Source organism: Bradyrhizobium sp. S3.2.6 (assembly GCF_040546885.1).
GTDB classification, from domain to species: domain Bacteria; phylum Pseudomonadota; class Alphaproteobacteria; order Rhizobiales; family Xanthobacteraceae; genus Bradyrhizobium; species Bradyrhizobium cytisi.
The window spans coordinates 1-14,512 of the sequence record NZ_JBEPOS010000020.1 but is presented as its reverse complement, the minus strand read 5'-3'; the positions used below and the strand labels follow the sequence as shown (position 1 = coordinate 14,512).

Below are 14,512 nucleotides of genomic sequence, written 5' to 3'. Positions count from 1 at the left end.
GGCCCTGCCCTAAACTTGCTCGATGACGATGCTGTTGATCTCGTTCGCGACGTCGTCGAAGCGATCGGCCACCTTCTCGAGATGGTCGTAGATTTCGACGCCGACGATGAAGTCCATCGCGCTGCCGTTGCGGTGCTTGAGGAACAGCTCCTTCAGGCCGATGTCGTGGAGATCATCGACGCGGCCCTCGAGCTTGCCCAATTCCTCCGTGATCGCGGTCAGCATTGCGACGTTGGGCCCGATTGACTGCATCAGCGGCAGCGCGCGTCCAACCAGATTGGCGCACTCGATCAGGAGCGCGCCGATCTCGCGCATTGGCGGCTCGAAGGTGCGGACCTCGAACAGCATCACCGCCTTGGCGGTCTGCTGCATCTGGTCGATGGCATCGTCCATCGAGGTAATGAGGTTCTTGATGTCGCCGCGGTCGAACGGCGTGATGAAGGTGCGGCGCACCGCCGTCAGCACCTCACGGGTGATGTTGTCGGCATCGTTCTCGAACTGATTGACCCGCTGACAGTAGACCGGCGTCTCCTCCCCCCCGTTCAGCATGCCCTGCAACGCGACGGAGCCCTGGATCACGGTCTGGGCGTGGCGGTCGAACAGGTCGAAGAACCGTTCTTCCTTGGGCAGGAAAGCGCGAAACCAACGCATCATGGGAATAGTCTACCGGTTGGACATGGCCCGGCCCGAACGGACCGTCGTAAAACCGTCATAGACCATTTTCGCTTCGCGCGCGTGTCATCTCGCGCCCGCGGAGCCGGATCATCCACCGGATTCGCGCACCAATGAAACTGGTGCGATATCAATTATTTAGAGCGACCGCCGAAAGTAGTGCGCAACTTCACCAACGACGCCACGGCGGAAGGTGAGCACGCAGATCACGAAGATCGAGCCCTGGATCACCGTCACCCATTGGCCGAAACCGGCCAGATATTGCTGCATGGCGATGATCGCGAAGGCGCCGACCACGGGACCGAAAACGGTGCCGAGACCGCCGACCAGCGTCATCAGCACGACTTCGCCCGACATCGACCAGTGCACATCGGTGAGCGAGGCGTTCTGCGCCACGAACACTTTCAGCGCGCCGGCAAAGCCCGCCAGCGTTCCCGACAGGACAAACGCCAGGAACTTGTACTGGTCGGTCCGGTAGCCGAGCGAGATGGCGCGCGGCTCGTTCTCGCGGATCGACTTCAGGACCTCGCCGAACGGCGAGTTGATGATGCGATAGATCAGCAGGAAGCCCGCGAGGAAGCCGACCAGCACGACGTAATAGAGCACCGTCGGCTTCGACAGGTCGAGCACGCCGAACATGTGCCCCTGCGGAATGCCCTGGATGCCGTCCTCACCGTGGGTGAACGGCGCCTGGAGGTAGATGAAGTACAGCAGCTGCGACAGCGCCAGCGTGATCATCGAGAAATAGATGCCCTGGCGGCGGATCGAGATGTAGCCGGTGATGAGCGACAACCCGAACGCCGCAGCGATGCCGACGAGAATGCCGAGCTCAGGCGGCAGCGCCCACACCTTCAGCGCGTGCGCGCTGCAATAGCCGGCTGTGCCCATGAACATCGCATGGCCGAACGACAGCAGCCCGCCATAGCCGATCAGAAGGTTGAAGGCGCAGGCGAGCAGAGCGAAGCACAACGCCTGCATCACGAAGAACGGATAGATGCCGCTGAACGGCACCGAGGCCAGCAGCAGCGCCATCACCGCGAATACGATCATCTCGTCACGCATCGCGCGGGGGCTCATCGGCAGCGTGTCGTCCGTCAAGGCTGTCATATCAGGCTGCCCTTCCCGTCAATCCGGTTGGCTTCACCAAGAGCACCAGCACCATCAGCACGAACACGACGGTGTTGGAGGCCTCGGGGTAGAAATATTTGGTCAGGCCCTCGATCACGCCGAGCGCGAAGCCGGTGATGATGGAGCCCATGATCGATCCCATGCCGCCGATCACCACCACCGCGAAAACCACGATGATGAGGTCGGCGCCCATCAGCGGCCGGACCTGGTTGATCGGCGCCGAGAGCACGCCGGCGAGCGCCGCCAGGCCGACGCCGAGACCGTAGGTCAACGTGATCATGCGGGGCACGTTGATGCCGAAGGCCCGCACCAGCGTCGGATTTTCAGTGGCGGCGCGCAAGTTGGCCCCAAGCCGCGTCTTCTCGATCAGGAACCAGGTCGCAAGGCACACCACCAGCGAGAAGATGACGACCCAGCCGCGATAGATCGGCAGGAACATGAAGCCGAGATTCATGCCGCCCTTGAGCTGGTCCGGAATAGAGTAAGGCAGGCCTGACGAACCGAAATAGTTCTGGAACACGCCCTGGACGATCAGCGCGATGCCGAAGGTCAGCAGCAGACCGTAGAGATGGTCGAGCCCGGTCAGGAATTTCAGCATGGTCCGTTCCAGGATCATGCCGAAGATGCCGACGATGATCGGCGCAAACAGCAGCGCCCACCAGTAATTGATGCCGCCGAGGTTCAGCAGGAAATAGGCGACGAAGGCGCCCATCATGTAGAGTGCGCCATGGGCGAAATTGATGATGTTGAGCATGCCGAAAATGACGGCGAGCCCGAGACTGAGCAGCGCATAGAATGAGCCGTTGATCAGTCCCACCAGTAGCTGTGCGTAGAGAGCCTGCATCGATCCAGCACCCAGTCCCTTCGGCGTTCCCAAAGTAGCGCCCGCCGGCTCGTCGCCGGCGGGCTTCGGTCTTATTTCTTAAGCAGCGCGCACTTGCTCTCGGAGAGCGGCGTGAAGGCCTGATCGCCCGGCACGGTGCCGACGAGCTTGTAGAAGTCCCACGGTCCCTTGGACTCGGAGGGCTTCTTCACCTCGAACAGATAGGCGTTGTGGATGGTGCGGCCGTTGGGCTGGATCTCGCCCTTGCCGAACAGTTCGTCTTCCGTCGGCATCGACTTCATCTTCTCGACGACTTTGACGCCGTCATGAGGATTGCCGCCGAGCGCGTCCAGCGCCTTGAGATAGTGGCGCACGCCCGCATAGACACCCGCCTGCACCATGGTCGGCATCGCGCCGCTCTTCATCTTCTCCGAGAACCGCTTGGAGAAAGCCCGGGTCTGATCGTTCATGTCCCAGTAGAAGGTCTCGGTGAAGTTCAGGCCCTGCGCGGTTTCCAGACCGATCGCCTTGACGTCGGTGAGGAACAAGAGCAGCGCCGCGAGCTTCTGGCCGCCCTTGACGATGCCGAACTCGGCGGCCTGCTTGATCGTGTTGGTGGTGTCGCCGCCGGCATTGGCAAGGCCGATGATCTTGGCCTTGGAGGCTTGCGCCTGGAGCAGGAAGGACGAGAAGTCCGGCGTGTTGAGCGGATGCTTGACGCCGCCGACGACCTTGCCGCCGTTGGCGGTGATAACGGCGGTGGTATCGCGCTCGAGCGCCGCACCGAAGGCGTAGTCCGCGGTCAGGAAGAACCAGGTGTCACCACCGGCCTTCACCAGCGCCTGGCCAGTGGTGTGGGCCAGCATGTAGGTGTCGTAGGTCCAGTGCACGGTGTTGGGCGAGCACTGCGCGTTGGTGAGGTCGGAGGTCGCCGCACCCGAGTTGATGTAGACGCCGTTCTTTTCCTTCACGACGTTGTTGACCGCGAGCGCTACGCCGGAATTCGGCACGTCGACGATGATGTCGACCTTGTCGACGTCGAACCACTGCCGCGCGATCGCGGTGCCGATATCCGGCTTGTTCTGGTGATCGCCGGAGATGATGTCGATCTTCCAGCCCTTCGCAGCGAGGCCGGAATCTTCCACCGCCATCTGCGCGGCAAGCGTCGAGCCGGGCCCACCGAGGTCGGCATAGAGACCGGACTGATCGGACAGCGCACCGATCTTGACCGTCTTGTCCTGCGCGAAGGCTGCGCCGGCAGCGGTCACGGCCAACGCCGTGCCAAGCAACAACGATGCAATCGACTTTTTCATGCTACTTCCCTCGTGAATCTTCTCGCGACCGTCCGACCCTTTGGCCGTACTAGACGCCGAGATAGGTGTGGAGCTTGTCCATGTTGGCGGCAAGCTCCGCATTGGAAAATCCGTCAATGATCTTGCCGTGCTCGACGACGTAATAGCGGTCGGCGACGGTCGATGCGAACCGGAAGTTCTGCTCGACCAGAAGGATCGTGAAACCTTCCTTCTTCAGCCGCGCAATGGTGTGACCGATCTGCTGAATGATGACAGGCGCAAGACCTTCGGTCGGCTCGTCCAGCATCAGGAACCTGGCGCCGGTGCGCAGGATGCGCGCGATCGCAAGCATCTGCTGCTCGCCGCCGGAAAGCTTGGTGCCCTGGCTGTTGAGCCGCTCCTTCAGGTTCGGAAACAGATCGAATATCTGTTCGAGCGGCAGTCCGCCCGGGCGCACCACCGGCGGCAGCAACAAATTCTCGCGCACGTCGAGACTGGAGAAAATCCCCCGCTCCTCCGGGCAGAACGCGATGCCCATGCGCGCGATCTTGTCGGAGGTCGCGCGGATGATGTCCTGGTTGTTGAATTTGATCGAGCCGGCACGCTTGCCGATGATGCCCATGATCGACTTCAGCGTGGTCGTCTTGCCGGCTCCGTTGCGCCCGAGCAGCGTGACGACCTCGCCCGCGTTCACGTCGAAGTCGATCCCGTGCAGGATGTGGGACTCGCCGTACCAGGCTTCGAGGTTGCGGACCTGGAGGATGGTGCCGCCGGTTGCGGCCTTCGCCGGAGCGTCGGCCATTGCAGTCTCAGGCATGACCGGCTCCCAGATAGGCTTCCTTGACGCGCTCGTCCTTGGTCAGATCGGCGTAATTGCCCTGCGCGAGCACCTGCCCGCGCGTCAGCACGGTGATGATGTCAGAGAGATTGGCCACGACGCTCAAATTGTGCTCGACCATCAGGATGGTGTATTTCGCCGAGATGCGCTTGATCAGCGCTGCGATCTTATCGATGTCCTCGTGGCCCATGCCGGCCATCGGCTCGTCCAGCAACATCATCTCCGGATCGAGCGCCAGCGTGGTCGCGATCTCGAGCGCGCGCTTGCGCCCATAAGGCATTTCGACCGCCGGCGTATTGGCAAACTCGCTGAGGCCGACATCGTTCAACAATTCGAGCGCGCGGTTGTTGAAACGGTTGAGCGTCGATTTCGAACGCCAGAAATCAAAGGAGCTGCCGTGCTGACGCTGGAGCGCAACACGGACGTTTTCCAGAGCGGTCATGTGCGGAAACACCGCCGAGATCTGGAAAGAACGTACCAGCCCCATGCGCGCCACGTCGGCGGGCGCCATGGCGGTGATGTCCTGTCCCTTGTACAGGATTTTTCCGGCAGACGGTTTGAGGAACTTGGTCAGAAGATTGAAGCACGTCGTCTTGCCGGCCCCGTTCGGGCCGATCAACGCGTGAATACTCCCACGGCGAACCCTAAGCGCAACGTCGCGGACGGCAAAGAAGCCCGCGAACTCCTTGGTCAAGCCTTCCGTTTCGAGAATGAACTCATCGGCCAAACAGATTTCCCCCTGCCCGCGCAATGCGCGTGGCTGTCCTTGTTGCTTCGGCTTTCCGGAGGCCTTGGAGCCTTCCCGGAACGCTGCCTCCGGGCGCGGAATATGCCGGAGGTGACGGGGGTTAGGCAAGGCGGAAAGCTGAGCAGGTCAGACCTCCGGCCGGGAGTCTTATGCTCCCTTAGTTGGAGGTTTGTGATGTCGCGCCCGCCGGCCTTCCGGTTCGCAAGGCACCGGTCGTCAAGCCGTCGTTAACGGTCTTTGGTCCCGCGCGCCAGCCTTCATCAAAAATTTTCCCGCCGCGGCGATCATGGGCGGGTTTCATTCGCCGGGAATATTGCTTTGGATTTCGCCAGCGCCGCTCCCTCCGTCGTCAAGTCGATCAAGCAGCGTGACCTTCTCAACACGTGGCTGCGGCTTTATGCGCGCCACCAGACGGCGCCGGCGATCTGGGAGTACCAGCCCGCGCGACTCGAGGAGGAGCTGTCCGATCTCATCTACTACACGGTGGACAATTCGACGTCGACGCCGGGCCTGACCATTCAGAGCGAGGGCACACGGATATCGCGCGCCTACGGCCATACCGGTAAGGGAATCCTGCTGGAGGATTATGTCGGGCCGCGGCTCGCGCCCTTTGTCATGCCGGTCTATCGCGAATGCATCGCGCGCGCGCTTCCGGTCTACAGCGTTGCCGACGTCGACGACATCTATGGCCGCGTCGTTGCCTATGAACGGCTGCTGCTGCCTTTCCTGACCGACGACAAGGTCAGCCACGTCATCGCTTCGCTCAAGACCTTCTGCGAGGACGGCGGCTTCGAGATCAAGAATCTGCTGCGCGGAAATGACGCGCTGCCGCGGCCGAAACTGCGCACGGTGATCGACCGCGATCTGTTTCACCGCGCCCCAGGACGCATTGCGGCCGCCGACGTCGTCGAATTCGCCGATCAGCCCGGCGATCCGAGCGTCACCGCCGAGATCATCGAGCTGAACTGACACTTAGCGCGATTTGGCCCTGACTTCCTTGTCGTAGATATCCGGCTTGAAGCCGACCAGGAGCTTGCCGCCGATTTCGAGCACCGGCCGCTTGATCATCGATGGTTGCGCTAGCATCAGGGCTAGCGCCTTCTTCTCGGTCAGGCCTTCCTTGTCGGTGTCCGGCAGCTTCTTGAAGGTGGTGCCGGCGCGATTGAGCAGCGTTTCCCAGCCGAGCTTGTCGCTCCATTGCTTGAGCTTGTCCTTCTCGACGCCGGCGGCCTTGTAATCGTGGAACTCGTAGGTGACGCCATGGGTGTCAAGCCAGGCGCGCGCCTTCTTCATGGTGTCGCAGTTCTTGATGCCGTAGATGATGTTGGGCAAGACGGTCCTCGCGCATGCGTCGTGACGTGCCGTGGTCATGGCCTTGGCGTTGTACGAAACTCCGCTTCGCGCGACAATATTGCCAACGACGCTTTCGACCTCTACCGAACGGACACACCATGCACGTCACCCACGATCCAGTCGCGTCCGCCTCGCCGACCATCGACTTCAACACGTTCCTCGCGGTCGATATCCGCGTGGGCACCATCGTCGACGCAAAACCGTTTCCCGAGGCGCGCAAGCCGGCCTGGCGGTTGTGGATCGACTTCGGCCCGGCCATCGGCGTGCGCAAGAGCTCGGCGCAGATCACCGAGAACCATCCGCTCGAGACGCTGGTCGGACAGCAGGTCGCGGCCGTCGTCAATTTCCCCCCGCGCCAGATCGGACCTGTCGTCTCGGAGGTGCTGACGCTCGGCTTCCCCGATGCCGACGGCAAGGTCGTGCTGATGCAACCGAGCAAGCCGGTGCCGAACGGCGGGCGCCTGTTCTAGCGTGGGGGAGCGGCAACCGCAGCTCCTTGCCATGGATCCTCAGGATCGGCATCGGATTTCTTGCCCGCGGCGCGGGCGGCGCTACAAAGCTCTGAGCCAGTTTCACGGCCGCTTCGGGATGTTGAGCCCGCGCTCCACGGCAGGACGCGCCAGTCCGCGTTCGAGCCAGGCGGCAACCGACTTGAACTGGCTGAATGCGACGAGATCGCCGGCGCCGTAGAAGCCGATGAGGTTGCGCACCCAGCCGAACATGGAGATGTCGGCGATGGTGTAGTCGTCATCCATGAACCATTGCCGGCTCGCGAGATGCGTCTCCATCACGCCGAGCAGGCGCCTGGACTCGCCCACGTAACGCTCGAGCGGCCGCTTGTCCTCAAAATCCTTGCCGGCGAATTTGTGGAAGAAGCCGACCTGGCCGAACATCGGCCCGATGCCGCCCATCTGGAAGTGCACCCACTGGATGGTCTGGTAGCGCCGCGCGGCGTCCTGCGGCAACAGCTTGCCGGTCTTCTCCGCGAGATATTGCAGGATCGCACCGGACTCGAACAGCGGCAGCGGCTTGCCGCCGGGGCCATTGGGATCGAGGATCGCCGGGATCTTGCCGTTGGGATTGAGCGAGAGGAATTCCGGCGTCTTTTGGTCGTCCTTGCCGAAATCGACGAGATGGACTTCGTAAGGCAGCCCGATCTCCTCCAGCATGATCGAAACCTTGACGCCGTTCGGCGTCGGCAGCGAATAGAGCTGAAGCAACTCCGGATGTCTGGCAGGCCAGCGCTTGGTGATCGGAAAGGCGGACAAATCAGACATCGAGACCCCGGCTTCGTTCGCGAGCTGCCGCTTAATCTAGGCGAGCCATCGAACGGCGCAAGGCCGAGCTACCATCTCAACTGTCTCGGTGCCGAGACTCGATCACAATGGCCGCAGCAAATGACTTGTGGCGTACACTGCGTCGCGCTGTGCGCGTTGCTCGATGAAGAGCTGCCCGGTCACGAGCAGCGCTCCGACGAAAAAAAGTGCGAGCATTGCGGTCGCAAACTGACTGACATCATTCATCGCAAGCGTTTCCCTGTATTTGGTTCGCACAGGGAACGCAGGGTTGCCGTTGGCAGTTCCTCCACACTTCAAATAAATTGCCGCTTTTTCCCGATCCAGCGAGCTGGCTCAATAATTGATCTCCATCCGCAGACCACGCGGATCGATCTCATCCCCACCGACGCGCTGCTTGCTGTCCCGCGCCGCGACTGCACATGCGCAGGCATCGATCAGATCGTCGCGGTCGATGCCGGTGCCGTGGCGCTGCGTCAGCCATTTCGGAAGCTTCGTGAAGCCGCGCTGCGCCAGCAGTGCAATGCGCAGCTCGCGACCTTCCGCCGATGTCTTCTTCGCAAGCCGAACTCCCCTCACAAGATTACACAAGATCAGTTCCGGATGCGCTTCGCCGATCGTCGCCTGCCGCACCGGTGTCATGATCTCGTCGACCTCCCTGATCTTGTCCCTGATATTCCAGAGCTGCGCCGAGACGCCCCTCCCCTTGCCTTCGTGCTCCCAATAGTGCCGGTTGGCTGCGGCCATATCGGGAAACCTCCAGAGATCGCGGCGGGCCCCGAGAAACACGGCGGGGCCCACTATTTCACGCGCACGCAAGTCGCATGTTCGATAACCTTCTGTCTTCAACCCAATCGGCATGTCGATCATCGCGCGCGCATGCGGCGTCGCGAGCAGCCGCGTGAGGCCCGGCGAATAGTCGAAGCCGTGCTGGCCACACTCGTCGATCCACGCGGCGACCCAGCCGAAACGAAATCCGTCGAGACCAAGATAGGTTTTCACGCGTCCGGTTGCGCCTCCTACCAACGTTTGTTCATCCTCCGCCCCGATGACCCTCGAACAGCCGTTGCGCCAGCAGCGCATCGCCGAGCGTGCCGCCGGCGGGCGCGATCGCGCAAAAGGGTTCGCAGGCGTCTGCAATTTTTTCGCGGTCAGCCTCCAACGGCCTGGTAGGCCAGGCGCTTGAACTCGAAGAAAAACGGATTCCAGAAGCCCATGTGGCGCTGGGTCATCAGGACGCCGGCGGTATTGGCCTCAGGGCAAATCCACCAATGGGTGCCGGCGAGCCCGCCCCACTGGAATTCGCCGGTGGAATTCGGGGGATCGAACTGCGTCGGCGCGAAGGTGACGGCGCCGCCAAGGCCAAAACCCTTGCCAGGCATCGGCCCGAGATTGGCGAAGCGAATCGTCTCGCCCGCCGGCAATTGGTTGGTCATCATCTGCCGCAGCGTCTCCGGCTTCAGCAGCGCCTCCGGCCCGGGCACCAGGGCACGCACCAGCGCGAGCATGTCCGGTAGCGTCGAGACCAGCCCGCCACCGCCCGACAGCCGCGGGAACGGCCGTCGATAGGCCTGCGGGTAAGGCAGATTGTCGGCGCGGGTGAGGCCCGGCTTGGTCGGATCAAGCACGTCGGCGCCGGTATAGTGCGCAACCAGCCTGCCCTGCAGCGCTTCAGGCACGGAGAAGCCGGTATCGGTCATGCCGAGCGGATCGAAGATGCGCGCCTTGAGGAAGGCATCGAGCGGCTTGCCCGAGACGACCTCGACGACGCGACCGAGCACGTCGGTCGCCACCGAATATTCCCAGCTGGTGCCGGGATGATAGGACAGCGGCAGATCGGCCAGCTTGTCGATCAAGTCCGTCAGCGGCGTCAGCGGATTGAGCACGCGCGCCTCGTTGTAGCCTTTGAACAGCACCGTACCGGGATCGAAGATGCCGTAGCTGAGGCCCGAGGTGTGGGTCAGAAGCTGCCGGATCGTGATCGGGCTTTTCGCCGGCTCGACATCAGCAAGATTTGCCGCGCCCTGCTTCAGTACCTTGCGATTGGCAAGCTGCGGCAGCAATTTTTCGATCGCGTCATCGAGCCCGATGCGGCCCTCCTCGACCAGCAGCATGATCGCAGAGGTGACGAAAATCTTGGTATTGGAGAACGCGCGGAAGATATGGTCCGGCCGCAGCGCCGTCTGTGCCTCGCGATCGGCAAACCCGACGCATTGCTGGTCGACCAGCTCGCGTCCGCGCAGCACCGCCCAGGACGCGCCGGGGACGATCTCCTGATCGACATAGCGCTGCATCGCCGTCCGCACAGCGGAATAATCTGGATTTGTTGTCCTGGCGTCCATAGATGGGCTCCCCCCGAATTGATTGCGATGGATATAGCGAAGAATCGGCCGCGGGGAAGCCCGTTCGCGCGAGGCGCGGACGGCGCCGGCAACACCCGCATTTTTGTTTCACCGCGTGTTCGCACCCGCGCGAGCAACACAACGAAAACGCCAGCAATCCTTGCGGCAAGACCTCATTAAGCGCGCGACCTTTAGCCTCTCGGTCATGTTCAGCGTATCTTCAATTCCATCAAGGGTGACCGTCAATGACCTCGATCTCCGCAACGACCACCAATTCCTACTCCCCACTCGACCGCCTCAAGAGCGAGCTCACCAAGGAAGTCTCGGCGGGCATCATCAGCTCGAGCGATGAGTCCGCGCTCTCGTCCGCGCTCGACGACATCGATTCATCGCTCAAGAGCGGCGCATCGAGCGCGAGCTCCTCGTCGCCGCCTTCGGCTGACGAGATGCAGTCCAAGATCGACGACCTCATCCAGAACGAGGTATCGAGCGGCAAGCTGACCAGCGACCAGGCCAGCGAACTGAAAAACGTGTTCGCCAACACCTTCTCCGGCAGCGCCGGCGGACCGCCGCCGCCCGATGGCAGCAGCGACTCATCGAGCACGAGCAGCACGGATTCGACCTCCTCGTCCGATTCCTCGTCCAGCTCGTCTTCGGCCACCACCGCAGAGCTGATGAAGGAGTTGATCTCGCTGCTCCAGAACGCGACCAGCCAGTCGACCTCCTATAGCTCCAGCGGCAACTCGGCGTCCTCCAACGCATCGAGCGCGCTGCTCGTCGACTATTCGACATAAGAGCTGCGGCCCGGCGCACTCCGCCGGGCCGTCACCCCTGCTTCATCAACGCCGTCACGTGCAGACGACGGCGGATGCGCATGCCCTGGCGCTGATAGAGCGCGATAGCGGATGTGTTGTTCGAAAACACGTGCAGGAACGGAATCTCGCCGCGCGCCTCGATCTGGCGCGCGACCGCGGCGAGCAGCGCCTGCGCGTAGCCGCGCCCGCGATAGTCGGGATGGACGCAGACGGCCGTCATCTCGACGAACTTGCCCGGCTTCATGCGCTCGCCGGTCATCGCGACCAGCTCGCTGCCGGCGCGAATGCCGAGGAACGTGCCGAGCTCATGCGTTCGCAACGCGAACGGTCCGGGCTTGGTCAGCGCCGTCAGCGCCATCATGGCAGGCACATCAGCCTCGCCGAGCCTCACGATCTCGGCGTCGCGAAGCGGACTATCGGCGGGCGATCCAATCATCTGCTCGCCGGACTCCGTCAGCACGACCTTGAAGCCCGAGGGAACATCGACCGGCTCCGGCGTGAACAGCGCGGCGACCTGCGAGCCGGACATGAGATCACCGAGCGCGGCAAAGCTTGCTGCCGACATGTCGACCATGTCGGCGAACGGCGTCATGTCCAAGGGATAGCGCAGCGCGCGCGGGCCCCCTTCGGCCAGATGCTTATGGCTCGTCGTCAGCGCGCTCCAGATCGGACGATCCAGTAGCCGCACATCGTTGTCGGACACCGGCTCAATCCTTGTCGAAGCTAACGATCACGGCCGCATTGGCAATGAGGATGGGGTCGTTGGCCTGCTCGGTGGCCGACGCAATCTCCAGCCCGCCCTTGACCGCGTTGACGGTCACGGTGCCATAGGGAAGCTCCTTCGCAACCGCCTCCTTGTCGACGGCCTCGGGATTGGGCACGCCGATCGTGACGTCGACGAACATGTCGTTCGCGGTCTTGCCGATCATCCGAAAGAAACCGAGGCTCGAATGCCGGATCGCATCCGACACCGCCCGCTTCGCCGCCTTGGTGGCGTCCCTGCCGTGAACGTCGACGCCCATGCCCATCTCGGTGATACAGCGAACGCGAGTCATGTCTTGTTCCTGTGGCTGATTGGATGATTGGGAGTGTCGGCGATCGGTGGTCGCGACACAAGTGCGGTTGTCGTATTCAGGCGTGATCTCCGCCACAAGCTCCATCATTGCGAGCGCAGCGACGCAATCCGGAATCTTTCCACGGAGGGACTCTGGATTGCTTCGCTGCGCTCGCAATGACGACGTGGAAATAGCTTCGCCCCATCACATCAGGCCTTCGATTTCTCATGGGCCCGCAGCTCGTCGACGAGCACCCGCACGTTCTCCGAATAATCGATCGGGATCGAGATCAAGTGTACGCCGCCTTCCTTGAAGGCAGCATCCAGCGTCGGGCCAAAGCTGTCGATGCTTGCGATGCGGTGGCCCTTGGCGCCGTAAGCCTTGGCGTACATGGCAAAGTCGGGATTGCCGAAGGTCATGCCATAATCGGCAAAGTGATCGACGGCCTGCTTCCAGCGGATCATGCCGTAGGCGTGGTCCTCCAGCACCAGCACGACGAGGTTGAGCTTGAGCCGGACGGCGGTCTCCATCTCCTGGCTGTTCATCATGAAGCCGCCGTCGCCGGCGACCGCGAGCACGCGGCGATCGGGATAGAGCATCGCAGCCATCATCGCCGACGGCAGGCCGGCGCCCATCGTTGCCAGCGCATTGTCGAGCAGCAGCGTGTTGGCGACGCGGGTGCGGTAGTTGCGCGCGAACCAGATCTTGTACATGCCGTTGTCGAGCGCGACGATGCCGTTCTCCGGGATAACCTGGCGGATGTCGTGCACGATGCGCTGCGGCGTCGGCGGCCAACGCGCCTCGGTGGCGCGGTCGGCGATGTGGTTGAGTATCTCTTCGCGCAACGGCAGCAGCGCCGCCGCCTGCGGCAGCTTGCCTTCGAGCCGGTCAGCCAGAAGCTCCAGGCTCGGGCCGACATCGCCGACGACCTCGGCGTCAGGAAAATAGACCAGCTCGACACTCGCCGAGGTGTAGCTGACGTGAATTACCTTCGGCCCCGACGGCCCCATGATGAAGGGCGGCTTCTCGATCGGATCATGGCCGATCGCCACGATCAGGTCGGCGGCGTCGATGGCGTCGTGGACATAATCGCGCTCCGACAGCGCCGCGGTGCCCATGTAGAGATTGGTGCCGCCGGGAACGGTGCCCTTGCCCATCTGCGTGGTGAAGAACGGAATGCCGGTCCGGCGCACGAAGCTCGCGATGCCGTGCGTCGAGCGCGGCCGGCTGGTCGCCGCGCCCATCATCACCAGCGGGCGCTTCGCGGCCAAAATCATCCCGGCGGCTCGGTCGAGCGCGGCGCGGTGCGCAACGGGAATCTCGATCGGATGGATCGGGATCACGGGGACGGCCGGCACCTCATCGCCCGCGATGTCTTCGGGCAGCTCCAGATGCACCGGACCCGGCCGCTCCTCCGTCGCCACCCGGAAGGCGTCGCGCACCACGGTCGGAATCGAGGAGGCGCTGATGATCTGCCGCGAGAGCTTGGTCAGCGGCTTCATGGTCGCGACCACGTCCACGATCTGGAAGCGCGCCTGCCGGCTGCTCATGATCGGCTTCTGCCCCGTGATGAGGATCATCGGCATCGCGCCGAGATGTGCGTAAGCCGCGCCGGTCGACAGATTGAGCGCGCCCGGGCCAAGCGTGGAGAGGCAGACGCCGGGCTTGCCTGTCAACCGGCCGTGGGTCGCTGCCATGAAGGCGGCCGCCTGCTCGTGGCGGGTCAGGACCAGCTCGATCCTGGAGGTCCGCAGCGATTCGACGAGGTCGAGGTTTTCCTCGCCGGGCACGCCAAAAATGCGATCGACGCCTTCGTTCTCAAGCGCCGCGACGAACAGGTCCGATCCCTTCGCTTTGCGTTCCTGCTCGCTCATGTCGCCTCCGCTTGTTGCCGGCTCCCATGTTCCGGGAGCAGGCGCATGGTAGCGGCTGGCGCCGCGGGCACAACTCACAAAGAGGCGCACAGCTCCATCAACTCCGTTATTGCGAGCGCAATGATGGCGTATGGAGAGACGACATTCGCCCCCCTCGTGTCCCGGACGCGCTGCAGCGTTCGTACGCTGCTGCGCAGAGCCGGGACCCAGCAGGCCGCGTACTCGCTGATGCATGGGCCCCGGCTCTGCAGCGCACCGCTGAAGGAGCGCTGCGCAG

17 protein-coding genes are annotated in these 14,512 nt (G+C 62.9%); 3 read left to right on the top strand and 14 right to left on the bottom strand.

Annotated features, from left to right (window positions below; translation table 11 throughout):
* Positions 1-9 precede the first annotated feature (9 nt).
* From ABID58_RS27970 to ABID58_RS27945, 6 genes are all read right to left on the bottom strand, one after another.
* Positions 10-654 carry a DUF47 domain-containing protein gene (locus ABID58_RS27970; RefSeq protein WP_148754249.1) on the bottom strand — a complete coding sequence of 215 codons (645 nt, stop codon included), beginning with the start codon at positions 652-654 and terminating at the stop codon, positions 10-12.
* Positions 655-810: 156 nt separating this feature from the next.
* Entirely contained in the window at positions 811-1,779 is a 969-nt protein-coding gene (locus tag ABID58_RS27965; protein WP_148754248.1) for a branched-chain amino acid ABC transporter permease, read from the bottom strand.
* A 1-nt stretch (position 1,780) separates the two neighbouring features.
* Entirely contained in the window at positions 1,781-2,644 is an 864-nt protein-coding gene (locus tag ABID58_RS27960; protein ID WP_148754247.1) for a branched-chain amino acid ABC transporter permease, read from the bottom strand.
* Between the two features lie 71 nt (positions 2,645-2,715).
* On the bottom strand, positions 2,716-3,936 hold the full coding sequence (locus tag ABID58_RS27955) for an ABC transporter substrate-binding protein (protein WP_354036036.1): 1,221 nt from the start codon (positions 3,934-3,936) through the stop codon (positions 2,716-2,718).
* Between the two features lie 49 nt (positions 3,937-3,985).
* The gene (locus ABID58_RS27950; RefSeq protein WP_354036035.1) at positions 3,986-4,732 is read right to left on the bottom strand and encodes an ABC transporter ATP-binding protein; all 747 of its coding nucleotides are present in this window, start codon (positions 4,730-4,732) and stop codon (positions 3,986-3,988) included.
* Positions 4,725-5,480, bottom strand: coding sequence for an ABC transporter ATP-binding protein (locus ABID58_RS27945; RefSeq protein ID WP_354036033.1), 756 nt, complete (start codon positions 5,478-5,480; stop codon positions 4,725-4,727). Before ABID58_RS27945 ends, ABID58_RS27950 begins: the two co-directional genes overlap by 8 nt.
* Positions 5,481-5,819: 339 nt before the next feature.
* Between ABID58_RS27945 and ABID58_RS27940 the strand changes: the two genes are divergently transcribed.
* Positions 5,820-6,470 carry a PAS domain-containing protein gene (locus ABID58_RS27940; RefSeq protein ID WP_354036032.1) on the top strand — a complete coding sequence of 217 codons (651 nt, stop codon included), beginning with the start codon at positions 5,820-5,822 and terminating at the stop codon, positions 6,468-6,470.
* Between the two features lie 3 nt (positions 6,471-6,473).
* Here ABID58_RS27940 and ABID58_RS27935 read toward each other — a convergent pair whose 3' ends face one another.
* Positions 6,474-6,833, bottom strand: a complete 360-nt coding sequence (locus ABID58_RS27935) for an ArsC family reductase (protein WP_148754242.1) — start codon at positions 6,831-6,833, stop codon at positions 6,474-6,476.
* Between the two features lie 119 nt (positions 6,834-6,952).
* On the opposite strand from ABID58_RS27935, the gene ABID58_RS27930 reads away from it, so the two are divergent.
* The gene (locus tag ABID58_RS27930; protein WP_148754241.1) at positions 6,953-7,324 is read left to right on the top strand and encodes a tRNA-binding protein; all 372 of its coding nucleotides are present in this window, start codon (positions 6,953-6,955) and stop codon (positions 7,322-7,324) included.
* A 102-nt stretch (positions 7,325-7,426) separates the two neighbouring features.
* Here the strand turns inward: ABID58_RS27930 and ABID58_RS27925 are convergent, their stop codons facing one another.
* The 4 genes from ABID58_RS27925 to ABID58_RS27910 all read right to left on the bottom strand — a co-directional run bounded on the left by ABID58_RS27925 (position 7,427) and on the right by ABID58_RS27910 (position 10,491).
* Entirely contained in the window at positions 7,427-8,131 is a 705-nt protein-coding gene (locus ABID58_RS27925) for a glutathione S-transferase family protein (RefSeq protein WP_354036031.1), read from the bottom strand.
* A gap of 102 nt (positions 8,132-8,233) precedes the next feature.
* A complete protein-coding gene (locus tag ABID58_RS27920; protein WP_187435202.1) occupies positions 8,234-8,377 on the bottom strand; it encodes a hypothetical protein in 144 nt (47 codons plus the stop codon).
* Positions 8,378-8,485: 108 nt separating this feature from the next.
* A complete protein-coding gene (locus ABID58_RS27915) occupies positions 8,486-9,151 on the bottom strand; it encodes a DUF429 domain-containing protein (RefSeq protein WP_354036029.1) in 666 nt (221 codons plus the stop codon).
* A gap of 149 nt (positions 9,152-9,300) precedes the next feature.
* On the bottom strand, positions 9,301-10,491 hold the full coding sequence (locus ABID58_RS27910; RefSeq protein WP_354036027.1) for a serine hydrolase domain-containing protein: 1,191 nt from the start codon (positions 10,489-10,491) through the stop codon (positions 9,301-9,303).
* 245 nt (positions 10,492-10,736) lie between these two features.
* Here ABID58_RS27910 and ABID58_RS27905 point away from each other — a divergent pair, with 245 nt between their 5' ends.
* Positions 10,737-11,285 (top strand): hypothetical protein, encoded by a 549-nt coding sequence (locus tag ABID58_RS27905; RefSeq protein ID WP_354036025.1) that lies wholly within the window; start codon positions 10,737-10,739, stop codon positions 11,283-11,285.
* A gap of 31 nt (positions 11,286-11,316) precedes the next feature.
* On the opposite strand, the gene ABID58_RS27900 is transcribed toward ABID58_RS27905, so the two are convergent.
* From ABID58_RS27900 to ABID58_RS27890, 3 genes are all read right to left on the bottom strand, one after another.
* Positions 11,317-12,009, bottom strand: coding sequence for a GNAT family N-acetyltransferase (locus tag ABID58_RS27900; RefSeq protein ID WP_354036023.1), 693 nt, complete (start codon positions 12,007-12,009; stop codon positions 11,317-11,319).
* Positions 12,010-12,013: 4 nt separating this feature from the next.
* Positions 12,014-12,361, bottom strand: a complete 348-nt coding sequence (locus ABID58_RS27895) for a Lin0512 family protein (RefSeq protein ID WP_148754235.1) — start codon at positions 12,359-12,361, stop codon at positions 12,014-12,016.
* A gap of 209 nt (positions 12,362-12,570) precedes the next feature.
* Positions 12,571-14,235, bottom strand: a complete 1,665-nt coding sequence (locus ABID58_RS27890; protein ID WP_354036022.1) for an acetolactate synthase large subunit — start codon at positions 14,233-14,235, stop codon at positions 12,571-12,573.
* Positions 14,236-14,512 lie beyond the last annotated feature (277 nt).